We start from the raw sequence: 12,388 nt of genomic DNA, 5'->3' as shown, positions 1-12,388 counted from the left end.
GTTATGGAGCCACAAAGTAATCTACTTATATATCAAAGTGAAGACGGTGTTACCCGCATCGAGACACGTTTAGAGAATGAGACAGTATGGCTTACACAGGCACAAATGGCCGATCTCTTTCAGAAAGAAAGAAGTGTCATTACAAAGCATATCAGTAATGTTTTTGCTGACGGTGAACTAGACGAAAAAAGCAATGTGCAAATTTTGCACATTAGTGGTTCAGACAAACCAGTTAAGTTCTATAACCTCGATGTCATTATCTCCGTAGGTTACCGTGTAAAGAGTCATCAGGGCACCAAGTTTCGTCAGTGGGCTACGGCACGTTTACGCGAGTATATCGTCAAAGGCTTTACCATGAATGATGAGTTGCTGAAGCAAGCTGGCGGGGGCAATTACTTTGACGAGTTATTAGCTCGCATCCGTGATATACGCTCATCCGAAAAAGTATTTTGGCGCAAAGTGTTGGATATCTATGCGACGAGTATTGATTACGACCCTAAGACGGAGGTATCACAGCATTTTTTTAAGACTGTACAGAACAAGATGCACTTTGCTGCGCATGGAAATACAGCTGCTGAGGTTATTTACAAACGCATTGATGCTGATAAGCCGAATCTTGGATTAACTAACTTCAAAGATGAGCAACCCAGTAAACAAGAGATTCAAGTTGCTAAAAATTATTTGACAGAGGAGGAGCTTAATATTCTCAATCGTACGGTAACAGCCTATTTGGAGTTGGCAGAATTGCAGGCACTCAATCGCAAACCGATGTATATGCAGGATTGGATAACACGACTAGATGATTTTCTACGCATGGTAGGAAATGAAGTTCTGCAGCATGCCGGAGCAGTAAGTCATGATCAAGCAGTGAAAAAGGCGGAGCTTGAATATGCCAAGTACAAGGAGAAGACTAAGGACGAACTATCCAAAGTGGAGAAGGATTTTGTCGCCTTCATTGATACCACTGCGAAGAGTTTAGAAAGTAAAAAGAAGAAGTAAAGATGCAGCGATACGAGAAATATAAAGATAGCGGGATAGACTGGTTGGGTGAGATTCCAGAGCATTGGAATAGAAGTAAATTGAAATATTTGTGTGCTATTTACACGGGTTATACACCTCCGACAGAGAATAAAGATAACTTTCATGAAGATGGAGTTTTATGGGTTAAGCCCAATAACCTTCAGGGATTAAAGTATATTTATGAAACGGATGAAAAAGTGAGCTTAACTGCCATCAGAAAGGGATATCTAATTCCAATAAATTCTATACTTGTTTGTTCTATCGGAACAATCGGTAAAATTGGAATAGCCGGTGATAATTTGATTACTAATCAACAGATAAATTCTTTTGTGTTTAATGAAAAAGTTAATAGCGGGTTTTCTAAGTACATGGTGTTCAGTGCTGAGAAAGTATTTGATAAATTTTCAAATGGAAATGTTGTGAAAATAATTAATACTTCTGCTCAAAAAGAAATTGTATTCTGTTTACCACCTGTCGTAGAACAAGAATCCATAGCAAACTTTCTCGATGAGAAATGTGAAAAGGTAGATGCTACGGTAAGCCTCAAAGAACAACAGATCGAAAAGCTAAAGGAACTACGACAGATTACCATTCACAATGCGATAACCAAGGGTCTTCCTCATCATGCTAAGTCTGCCGCATCATCTCCAAAAATGAAAAACTCTAGAGTCGATTGGATTGGTAAGATACCTGAACATTGGGAAGTGAAGAAGTTGAAATACATTTTTTATATCTTAAAAAGAATCGCGGGAGAGGAAGGGTATGATGTATTGTCAATTACCCAAAGAGGAATAAAAGTAAAAGATGTAAAAAGTGGAGAAGGCCAATTAGCCATGGACTATTCAAAATATCAGTTTGCATTCGAAGGAGATTTCGCCATGAATCATATGGATTTACTTACTGGTTGGGTTGATATTTCGAAATACAACGGTGTTATAAGTCCTGATTATCGAGTTTTTCGATTAATACATAATACAAATATTCCTTTATATTTTTTAGCGTTATTACAGGATTGTTATACTAGTAAGATGTTTTATGCGCATGGTCAAGGAGTATCTATGTTAGGGAGATGGAGATTCCCTACTGAAAATTTTAATAATTTCTTTTTTCCTGTTCCCCCTCCGTCCGAACAACAAGCGATTGTCACCTATTTAGAAGAACAAACCTCAAAAATAGACAGCGCCATTGCTCAGAAACAAGAACAGATTGCCAAACTGAAAGAATACAAGCAAAGTTTGATTAATGAAGTAGTGACTGGTAAACTAAAAGTAGTTGACTAATTTCACCTATCAATCATAAACCTTAATTGAAAAGTATGACCTCAAAATATAACGAACAGGCTTTAGAATCCCTTATTGAAAAGGCACTTACAGGATCATCATTGGAAGATCTGAAAGAGCAGGGAACCAATATTGCAGATGCCAATGACAAATACGGTCAGTATCTCTCAGGAGCAGGATATTATCTAGGCGATGCACTTGACTTTGATAAGAGCTACGCGTTGGATACATTCCGTTTCTGGAATTTCCTTCAGTCTACGCAAGCAAAAGAACTTGCCAAGCTGCAAGTTTATGGGGATTGGAAATTAAAGATCTTGGAACGTTATGATCGGATGGTCAAAAAGTATGGCGTATTACGTGTACTCAAGAAGGGACTCGATGTAGACAATGCACATTTTACACTTTTTTATGAAGCCCCTAGTGCCAGCAGTGCACAGGCTGTGCGGGATAATTTTGAGCATAATCAATTTGCTGTAACCCGGCAAGTCCGCTATTCCGGTCTCAATCCGGGAGAGGAAATTGATATGGTCATCACAGTCAACGGCATACCCCTTTGTACGATCGAGTTAAAAAACACTTGGACGGGCCAGACTGCTGCGGTACAGGGAATACACCAGTATAAACATACACGTGATAGTAACCAACCCTTATTGCAGTTCGGACGTTGTCTCGTACATTTCGCTGTTGATACGGACGAAGTGTATATGACAACCAAACTTCAAGGGAAGGATACTTTCTTTTTGCCCTTCAACAAAGGGGATAATATGGGAAAGGGAAACCCTGTAAATCCTAATGGACACCGTACAGCCTATCTTTGGGAAGAAACATTTAGCAAAGAAAGCTGGGCTAGCATTATCCAGCATTTTATGCTGTTAGAGGGTAAAGATAGCGATCCGCTTAATAAGAAGTTTTACATCTTCCCGAGGTACCATCAATTGGATGTGGTGCTGCGACTTATAGCTGATGTACGTAAACAAGGAGTTGGAAGTACCTATTTGGTGCAACACTCCGCTGGTTCCGGTAAATCCAATTCCATTACCTGGACTGCATTTCAGCTAATCGAAGTCGAAAATCAGCAAGGCATGCCGCTTTTCGATTCTGTTATTGTTGTTACTGATAGGAGAGTATTGGATAGGCAATTGCGCGATAACATTAAGAGCTTCTCCGAGGTGAAAAATATTATTGGTGCAGCATTTTCTTCCAGTGATCTAAGATTAGCTCTCGAAAGCGGAAAGCGTATCGTTATTACCACCATACAAAAATTCCCACATATCCTTGAGGATATCGATGACATGAGCGACAAGCGCTTTGCTGTTATTATCGACGAAGCGCATAGTAGCCAAGGCGGATCGGCAGCGGATAAGATGAACCAGGTGCTGGGCAAATTGGAAGCAAATGAAGAAGGAGAGGTCGATGCACAGGATTTAATCTTGCGTGCAATGGAAGCTCGTAAGATGCGTCAAAATGCTTCCTATTTTGCTTTTACAGCAACACCAAAAAATGCTACACTCGAGCGTTTTGGCACCAAGCAAGCCGATGGATCCTTTAAACCGTTTCATCTTTATTCGATGAAGCAGGCGAATGAAGAAGGATTTATTTTAGATGTATTGGCTAACTATACCACTTTTCGAAGCTATTACCAATTACAAAAATCTGTTGAGGATAATCCTGAGTTCAATACCAGCAAGGCACAGAAACGTTTAAAAGCCTTTGTAGAGCGTGATCCCCGTACCATACAGGCCAAAGCACGGATTATGCTACAGCATTTTTTACAGCAGGTTTATTACAAAAAGTTGCTTAAAGGAAAAGCTAAAGCAATGGTCGTCACTCAGAGTATCGAATCGGCCATACGCTACTATCAGGCATTAAAGCTTATACTTACCGAATACGACAATCCTTTTAAAATTGTTATTGCGTTTTCAGGCAAAAAGCTTGTGGATGGTATTGAGTATACTGAAGCATCATTGAATGGATTTCCAGATTCGGAAACAAAAGATCAATTTGATCTAGATGAAAATCGTATCCTTGTGGTCGCCAATAAATACCTTACGGGTTTTGATCAGCCTAAGCTGACCACGATGTATGTGGATAAGAAATTGCAAGGGGTATTATGCGTACAGGCGTTGTCAAGACTTAATCGTTCGGCCAATAAATACGGAAAGAAAACGGAGAACCTTTTTGTACTTGATTTCTTTAATGATAGTGCTGATATCAAAGCCGCATTCGATCCATTTTATACGGCGACATCCTTAAGTGGTGCTACCGATGTAAATGTACTGCACGATCTAAAAGATAGCCTTGATGATTCGGGTATATACGAGTGGCACGAGGTGGAGGTTTTCAATACTAAATTTTTTCAAAGTGTACAGGCAGATCAATTGAGCCCTATTATCGACCAAGCTGCATTACGATTTAATAACACCCTGGATTTAAATGAAGAGCAAAAGGCGGACCTCAAAATCAAGGCTAAGCATTTTGTAAAAGTGTATGGGCAGGTGGCTGCGGTGATCAGTTTTGAGAATATGTTTTGGGAAAAGCTATTTTGGTTCCTAAAATTCCTTATTCCCAAGATGATTGTAAAGCGTAGAGAAGATGAACTGTTGGATGAGTTATTGGATGCGGTAGACTTGTCTACTTACGGTATCGAACGTGTACGTTTGAATGAATCATTGTTGCTGGATAAGGCTGAGAGCACATTAGATCCTGCCAATTCCAACCCGCGTGGTGTGCATGGCGATGATGAGACTGATGCGTTGGACAAGATTATTCGCGATTTCAATGATCGCTGGTTTGCGGATTGGGAAGCTACACCAGAGGATAAGCGACAGGTATATGAAACTTTTACGCAGCGTATTGCTGATCATCCGGATTATCAACAGAAGTATGTCGATAATCTCGATCCTTATACGCGTGAGCTAGCTTATAAGAAGATATTTGATGATGTAGCTTTGTCTATGCGTAAGTTTCAAATGGAATTTGCTAAACGTCTAATGGATGATCAGTTTAAGCAGGAATTTAGGAATAGCACGCAACGTTATTTGGAGAGATAGTTCAATATGAAGACTTTTGGAAAAACGATACGCTTGTTTTTAGTAGACGGCACAGCTAATGGGCTTATGACAGCAGAGCTGAGTAATTGGACAGGAATAGGCGTTAAGGTACCTCGTATCAAAATTAAAGAATATAGCAATCGATCAGAATTTCAAAAACCAGGCGTGTATATCTTGATTGGTAAGGGGGAAAACAATGAAGATGCAGCTTATATTGGTGAAGCGGAAATTATTGCTGAGAGATTGACCAATCATATCGCTCAAAAGGAGTTTTGGAATGAGGTGATATTTTTTGGTAGTAAAGATAAGTATCTTAATAAGGCTAGCGTAAAGTATCTGGAAAATAGACTTTATGACTTAGCTTTGAGGGCCGGACGTTTCACGCTTAATCAAAATATTCCAACGCGATCTGAATTGTCAGAAGCTGAGCAGGCTGAGTTGGAAGAATTCTTAGCAAATATAAAAGTGCTCACAGCAACATTAGGGCATCGTATATTTGAAGATCTAGAAGAAACTGTGGATCACAATGAAACACAGCGACAGATTTTTTTCTGCAAAAATGGGGCAGGGGCTGAAAGCAAAGGTAGCCCATCCACAGAAGGGTTCATTGTTTACAAAGATTCTATTTTCATGATATTAGAACAGCCTTCATTGTCTGAAGGAATCCGTATTGAACGAGCGCAAATGGTACATGATGGTATTTTAAAGATTGAAGGCGATTTCTATATATTGATGAAAGATTATGTGTTCACCTCCTCATCAAGGGCTGCGTGCGCTACATTAGCGAGATCGGCGAGTGGACCGTTGGAATGGAAAACAGAAGAGGGAGTCCAATTAAAGCATTATGAGCTATAAAATTAATTAATGGAAAACTTATTTTTATGAATTACACCAAAACTAACCCTAAAATATCATATACTGACTTTTATAATATGGTTCTGCCTGTTACGAAGTTTAAAAGTTTGACTGGAAAAGAATATGATGTAAAGTCATTAGACGCTGATAAAATGAAGTTTGTGAGAGTTTCAACAGGTGAAAAATGGTCTATGAATTTGGCAGGAGTGCATCAGGCATACTTGGAATTAACTGATTTTAAAACGGCAAATTTTAAACCGTATGTGCCACGTACACATTCACCAGCATTGGGCCTATTGTTACACCTAGGATTGTTGAAAAAGTAAGGAATGAAAATTACCAATGAATTTGTTGGCAAATTATTGCTGCTCTGGATAGTATTCTTCAACTTTTTAAAACTAGTTGTAATGTTTATTTGGAATGTTAGAGAAAATTATAAGTTTCGAACTAATATTTTGAGCCAAGCGGGGTATTGTATTTTATATTCTACTATTTGGATAGCAATTTGGTTTTTTACTCCGATATCAACCTTTTTCAAAGATAATTTATTACACTATCTGTTTAATAAAGATTTGGAGGACGGAAGTAATAGTGCACTTGTTATTGTGGTTAGCTTATTAATGATTTTACCGCTTGTTCTGCGCGCCAATAAATTTATAGAAAATAGATATGTTATTCCATTCAAATATCTATCTCCTTTCCTGGCAATCATATATTTATATTGGTATTATAGGCTATTTACAAACGACTTTTATTTTTATGGTGTTTTTAAAGGCGAAACACGAGGTTCTTTGAAGATATTGGATCTCCCAATTTTAGTTTTGGTAATTTTTATAATAGTTATACTATTCTATTCGATTTTTCAGCTGAAAGCTAAAGAAGCTAAAGATTCATTGATGATTGTTGATAGTCCATTGATGGATCAAGAGAAAGACGAATATGATCGAAGCCAATTTTACAAATCTCTTATTGACACTCTTGCTACTTCTCAGGGGACGGTGGAAAGAGCATTAAGTATAGGATTAGTAAATAAATGGGGAGAGGGGAAAACATCATTTATAGGGTTTTTAAAGAAAGAATTTTTAAAAGACGAGAATACGATATTTATTGAATTTAATCCTTGGTATTCTACGAATAGCAACAACTTGACTTTGGATTTCTTTCATACACTAGATGATACTTTGTCTAAATACATATATACTGGCTCTTTGTTAAGGAAATACGCTAAGAGTTTGACAAATATAAATAGTCCCTTCAATCCGTTTAAGTATCTACCGGATAATTGGGTATCAGAAAAATCCAATGAAAAATATTTTCAGGATGTCAACTCTCTGCTTTTAAAATTAAATAAGCGTATTATAGTAGCGATAGATGATCTAGATCGGTTAGACAATAAAGAGGTTTTTGCTGTATTTCAAGTAATACGTAATTCGGCAAATTTCTCAGGAATGGTTTTTATTACTCCGTTTGATAAAGAATATGTACACTATTCCTTGGATAAACTTAATATACATAAACCACAGGATTATTTAAAGAAGATTTTTGATGTCGAAATTTCACTACCTCCAATTAATGAACGTCAGTTGACTCGAGTATTGGATGTAATGTTTAAGCAAACCTTGGATAAGTTAAATAAACTAGATGTTGAAAGTAAAAAGAAAATCATCGACCAATTTGAGCAGGTATTATTGACAAATAGATCAACAATGGTAGGCACAGTGAAGTATTCGGTGATTGGTCGAACTATATTTAATATATTTAGAAATAAAAGGGATTTGATTAGATTTGTAAACTCATTAGTAGTGTCTTTAAGAGATTCACATGAGATAGTTTATTTGTTAGATGTCTTTATTTTAGAGCTTATAAAATATTTGGATATCGGCCTCTTTAGACAGTTGTTTGAAAATAAAGCGTGGATTTCTATCAAAGAAGGATCAAATAATTTTTTGAAGATTAACGAGCTTAACCTAGACGAAGTTGGTAAAATGATTATGGGAGTACCTGACAAAAAATTACATGGAATATTAAAGGAGCTCTTAGTTGATTTAGTCGTTATGCCGCTTTCAAATGATTTTAATAGTGACTTCAGTTTCCATTATGCGTCCAATTATTCAAATTATCATCAGTTTAATTATGAAGGTGTGAGTAGGGAAGATTTAAACAATTTATTTAACGATTAATGAGAAAAGATATATTGATTAAATATAGAGATAATCATCAAGAACTGGATTTACTTGGTGCCTTAGAACAAAAAGGACTTAGTCAATATGATAACGAGTATAAGAAGCTAATAGAGATTCTCTGCGGAATGTTAAGCATTACAAATGATAATAATATCCCTATTCAGCAATTCCTTTTCAATTCTATATATAGAGTATTAGATTCAATACTTCTTTCGGAAGCAAGTATAAAAGAATTTGTTACCATAATCTCAGACAGTATTTCTAAGGATAACAGCAATGTTAATGCTTTTGTATTTCGATTTATATTAAATATCAAAGATAATTTAGAAGAAATTGGTAAGAAAGATAACATAGATCTTTTACAAAAAGAGCTTGAACAAGTCAATATTAAGGCTCTTACAGATGCAATTGATGAAAGAAAGGATTATAATTTAATTATAGAACTATTTTACAATTGCGTTACTGATATGGAGGCTAACAGGAGAGTTGTTTTACATCCAGAAGCAATAGAGAAGTTCCGTAATTATATTGCGAAAAATCCGACTAATTATCTAGAGTATTTTATAAGACCATATTATACCGGCCCAAATAAATACGATATAGAATTTTATTTACATGTTGGCGAGCCTTTCTGTTCAAGAATATTCCCTAATGATGGTTTTAGGGAATTTCTAGGATTGATTGGTGATAAAATTGCTGATTCAAGTTTGTTGGAAGATATAAAAGAATTTTATAAATGGGCTAGTTCTAAACAAGATGTAGAAGATAAGACAGTTGTTTTATACAGTCCAAAATTTACCTCTCAATATGAAATTAACAGCTTGTCCCTTACATCTCAAAGCCATAAGCATGTAAGATCAATATGTCTACCACCAGATTATAGAGAGGGTATATAATAAATATGGGGTTAAACTATAACTCCATATTTATCGCCAAAAAACTCATCCAAAAGAGCTTTATCTGTTTCATTAAGTAAAAAAGTAATCTCCTCTTCCGACAGATCACATACACCGAAATTGTTGATGTAGGTACTATTCAAAGAATAGTATTTATTGGAATATGGTTTACTGGTTGATTCTATATAGTACCAGAACACTTTTGATTCCATAATCTTACGGGCGATTTCTACGTCCCGTTCATTTTCGCCTATGAGCGCCAAACCATTGTAGAACATCAAATTTTCGTCATGGTCAACAAGAAAAAAAGGAGTAACATCAGAGAATTTTGGAAAGAATAATTTATGTCTCATTCTTTCTAAAGACTGTGTACGGCCATAGGCATACCAATGTTCATAATCTTTCGCGCCACCTTTGTCTCGGTCCTCTAAAATATTTCTTTTATATTCAAGATAACGATATGCATTAGGAAACTCATCCCGAATCTTTTGCTCAGGCATGACTGTTACTCTATTACCAATTTGTTCATAAGGAAATATAACTTTTTCTTTCAAAGAATTTATATCTTTAATACGGCTCAATTTATTCGAATTAACGATTTCCTTACATATACCGCGCTCAATTTCGAAACGATGCCCATTCTGTAAGTAAAAGAAATTATCATCTTCATCAACAGGTGAGAAGATGTAAATATCATTTTTTAGTGTTGCTATACCATGCCGCGTAGTGTATATATCTCCAAACGGTCGACCCGTATTCTCAATAGCAGTTACAGTTGCTGTGTTTCTTAAATTCCAGCCGCTTCGGTTATTTAATGTCACATATGGCCGTATATGATGTTCTCTAGGTTCATTCAGAGTTTCTTCGGTAATGCTAGCATAACGTATTGCTTCGGCTTGGCGATTATATATAAAGCAAATGCAGACGTAAGTATTCTTTGATTTGAAGATTTGCTCTGCTCCAAAATCTTCGATTATAAAATCAAGTTGATGATCTGAGAAATACTGTCGTAAAGCTCTCCCATTTAAGCTTTTGAAAAAGCTATTCATCGTGATGAACCCCAATACGCCGTTCGGTTGGAGGTTTTCGATTCCGATTTGAAAAAATGGTATATATAAATCAGTGAGGCCAACTTGGGCAACTTCCCAATGCTGCAAATTGAGGCGCGTCTGCTCATCCATATTGCGATAACGAACATAAGGCGGGTTACCCAATAAAATGGAGAATCCGATAAATCCAGCAACATTATCTGCCCAGTTGAATGTAAGTGCATCGCCAACATGGAGGTTAAAATTAAACTCTTCCGGATCCTCGTCTTCAGAAAGAGCTAAAAGAGACAATAAAAGTCTAGCTCTTGTTGCTGAGTATTCTTGAATATCCAATCCGTAGAGGTTCTCGCTAAAGATCTGGAAATATGTTCTGTGTGTACGAGCTTTTAACTCTCGGGCTGCTGTGTATAAGAAACTTGCGCAACCGCATGCAATATCGCCGATAACAACTTCTTCTAAATTGGCTTGATTTTGAAATACTTTGTTAACAATATATTCACGTATGTTAATAGGAGTGTATATAGCTCCATTAACTATTCGATCAGCAGGAGAAACGACATTTTCAAAAAGCTTAATAACTGTCTCTAATGTAATTTCACTAAATTGTTCTGCAAGTAATTCTTGAAATTCTTTAAGTATTCTATATTTTTTCCAATGTCTTCGGGTAATTAGATATCCGTGCAAAAATTGGTTGTTTCTTATAACTATTTCATTCGCATAAATATACGCAGATACGATTAGTCGGTCCGCTTCAAATGGATCGAGAAATGCTAAAAAAGCGAATATTTTTTTCATCCACGAAGGTAATAAATCTTTTGTAATCAAAAAACCAATTTATAAACAACGCCAATCATCAACGTAGTCGGTATATTTTATCAAAGTACTAATTATTTTATCTTTTAGTTTTTCAGGTATCACAGATTTTTTAAGCAACTTTTTTATTTCGGTTATTGAATCTTCTAATTGTTCCAAATTCCAAATCACTCTGTGTTGAGGTTTATGAAACTTTAGTTCATAATACATCCATTTTCCCAAATTTGTTCTATATATTATTTCACCATTTTCATTTCTCCCAAACTGGTGGTTATAGAGATCGTCACAAGGATCAATGAAACCTTCTTCATTCTTATTGGGAAAATTTTCATCTTTTGTAGGCCATTTTTTTCTTTTTGCATTATTACAAGAGCGACAAGAATATACAAGGTTGCTGTAATCTGTCGGTGTTTTTATTGTAAGTATTGCTACAGGAATAAAATGATCAATTTCAAAATATGTTGTTTTCCATCTGTCTGGTGAATTGCAATATCCACAACGATTTCCAAAGTCAATTTTCAGATCGTCCCTATGTCCTCCATGTGAAGACACTTTAGCGGTGATATTACGTCTTTTCGGTGTTAATAATCTGAAATCAGCCATTATTATTGAGCTTTTTGAGTTCTTCTAAAATTTCTCTAGCTTCATTTGAAAACGAATTTATCTCTGTAATCACATTAGGTTGGATAAAAGTTTCTGGTACTGTAATTTCCTCAGGATAGACTGCATTCAAGAATGTGTAATTTTTATGAAGCTGTTCACCTTCTTTAATACTTAACCCCCCCATTTCATCACGTTTTTGAATTAATGATTTGATCGTAGTTTCCGCAGTTGCAATTTGTTTTAAGTAAGATTCTATTTTGATCTTGATTCTTTGTACCAGTATTTCTCTTTTATCGTTTAATTCTTCTTTCAACCTTACTATGTCTCCGTCTTCAACCTGATCTAAAACATCATCTTCTTCCTTTCCTGTAATAATGAATACTGGAAAATAAGGACGTAATTTTCTCAAATTATCTACTATTTCATTTCCATTAAATTGAATAGCCTCAGTTTCATTTAATTCGAAATCCACTAACAAACAGTCCAATTCTGCATTTATTATTTCTTGAATAATATTATCTATTGAAGTTTCAGGAGATATTTTAAAAGTCTTTATTTCAAAATAATCTTCTAGATCGCGTTTGAACTTATCTACAAACTGCGGTTCTTCATCGATATAGCCTATGGTATATTTCATTG

At 35.9% G+C, this 12,388-nt stretch carries 10 protein-coding genes; 7 read left to right on the top strand and 3 right to left on the bottom strand.

The genetic code is table 11. The annotated features are described in order from the left end of the window. Nucleotides 1-3: 3 nt before the first annotated feature. From B4Z47_RS22715 to B4Z47_RS22685, 7 genes are read left to right on the top strand one after another with little or no spacing between them, the layout of a single operon-like run. The gene (locus tag B4Z47_RS22715) at nt 4-999 is read left to right on the top strand and encodes a virulence RhuM family protein (RefSeq protein ID WP_286727957.1); all 996 of its coding nucleotides are present in this window, start codon (nt 4-6) and stop codon (nt 997-999) included. Nucleotides 1,000-1,001: 2 nt separating this feature from the next. Further along, complete coding sequence (locus B4Z47_RS22710; RefSeq protein WP_286727956.1) at nt 1,002-2,300, top strand: restriction endonuclease subunit S; 1,299 nt, start codon at nt 1,002-1,004, stop codon at nt 2,298-2,300. A 35-nt stretch (nt 2,301-2,335) separates the two neighbouring features. Continuing rightward, on the top strand, nt 2,336-5,350 hold the full coding sequence (locus B4Z47_RS22705; RefSeq protein WP_286727955.1) for a type I restriction endonuclease subunit R: 3,015 nt from the start codon (nt 2,336-2,338) through the stop codon (nt 5,348-5,350). 6 nt (nt 5,351-5,356) lie between these two features. Next, nucleotides 5,357-6,205, top strand: a complete 849-nt coding sequence (locus B4Z47_RS22700; RefSeq protein WP_286727954.1) for a GIY-YIG nuclease family protein — start codon at nt 5,357-5,359, stop codon at nt 6,203-6,205. Nucleotides 6,206-6,231: 26 nt separating this feature from the next. Next, nucleotides 6,232-6,531, top strand: a complete 300-nt coding sequence (locus B4Z47_RS22695; protein WP_286727953.1) for a hypothetical protein — start codon at nt 6,232-6,234, stop codon at nt 6,529-6,531. A 3-nt stretch (nt 6,532-6,534) separates the two neighbouring features. Further along, nucleotides 6,535-8,385: a KAP family P-loop NTPase fold protein gene (locus B4Z47_RS22690; RefSeq protein ID WP_286727951.1), complete on the top strand. Its 1,851-nt coding sequence runs from the start codon at nt 6,535-6,537 to the stop codon at nt 8,383-8,385. Then, entirely contained in the window at nt 8,385-9,284 is a 900-nt protein-coding gene (locus B4Z47_RS22685; protein WP_286727950.1) for a hypothetical protein, read from the top strand. The genes B4Z47_RS22690 and B4Z47_RS22685 overlap by 1 nt, the downstream gene beginning before the upstream one ends. Nucleotides 9,285-9,295: 11 nt before the next feature. Here B4Z47_RS22685 and B4Z47_RS22680 read toward each other — a convergent pair whose 3' ends face one another. The 3 genes from B4Z47_RS22680 to B4Z47_RS22670 are packed head-to-tail and all read right to left on the bottom strand — an operon-like array spanning nt 9,296 to nt 12,386. Continuing rightward, nucleotides 9,296-11,158 carry an Eco57I restriction-modification methylase domain-containing protein gene (locus tag B4Z47_RS22680; RefSeq protein ID WP_286727948.1) on the bottom strand — a complete coding sequence of 621 codons (1,863 nt, stop codon included), beginning with the start codon at nt 11,156-11,158 and terminating at the stop codon, nt 9,296-9,298. 9 nt (nt 11,159-11,167) lie between these two features. Further along, entirely contained in the window at nt 11,168-11,749 is a 582-nt protein-coding gene (locus tag B4Z47_RS22675) for an HNH endonuclease signature motif containing protein (protein WP_286727946.1), read from the bottom strand. After that, nucleotides 11,742-12,386, bottom strand: coding sequence for a hypothetical protein (locus B4Z47_RS22670; protein ID WP_286727945.1), 645 nt, complete (start codon nt 12,384-12,386; stop codon nt 11,742-11,744). Before B4Z47_RS22670 ends, B4Z47_RS22675 begins: the two co-directional genes overlap by 8 nt. Nucleotides 12,387-12,388 lie beyond the last annotated feature (2 nt).

Origin of the sequence: Sphingobacterium sp. UBA2610 (assembly GCF_002339225.1) — a bacterium.
Lineage (GTDB): Bacteria > Bacteroidota > Bacteroidia > Sphingobacteriales > Sphingobacteriaceae > Sphingobacterium > Sphingobacterium multivorum.
Note: the sequence above shows the minus strand (reverse complement) of the source record. Positions and strands in the feature narration are given on the sequence as shown.

What these genes read in the sequence shown, in the direction of transcription:
- B4Z47_RS22715 (WP_286727957.1), top strand. Translation starts at nt 4, where the DNA reads ATGGAGCCACAAAGTAATCTACTTATATATCAAAGTGAAGACGGTGTT.
- B4Z47_RS22710 (WP_286727956.1), top strand. Translation starts at nt 1,002, where the DNA reads ATGCAGCGATACGAGAAATATAAAGATAGCGGGATAGACTGGTTGGGT.
- B4Z47_RS22705 (WP_286727955.1), top strand. Translation starts at nt 2,336, where the DNA reads ATGACCTCAAAATATAACGAACAGGCTTTAGAATCCCTTATTGAAAAG.
- B4Z47_RS22700 (WP_286727954.1), top strand. Translation starts at nt 5,357, where the DNA reads ATGAAGACTTTTGGAAAAACGATACGCTTGTTTTTAGTAGACGGCACA.
- B4Z47_RS22695 (WP_286727953.1), top strand. Translation starts at nt 6,232, where the DNA reads ATGAATTACACCAAAACTAACCCTAAAATATCATATACTGACTTTTAT.
- B4Z47_RS22690 (WP_286727951.1), top strand. Translation starts at nt 6,535, where the DNA reads ATGAAAATTACCAATGAATTTGTTGGCAAATTATTGCTGCTCTGGATA.
- B4Z47_RS22685 (WP_286727950.1), top strand. Translation starts at nt 8,385, where the DNA reads ATGAGAAAAGATATATTGATTAAATATAGAGATAATCATCAAGAACTG.
- B4Z47_RS22675 (WP_286727946.1), bottom strand. Translation starts at nt 11,749, where the DNA reads ATGGCTGATTTCAGATTATTAACACCGAAAAGACGTAATATCACCGCT.
- B4Z47_RS22670 (WP_286727945.1), bottom strand. Translation starts at nt 12,386, where the DNA reads ATGAAATATACCATAGGCTATATCGATGAAGAACCGCAGTTTGTAGAT.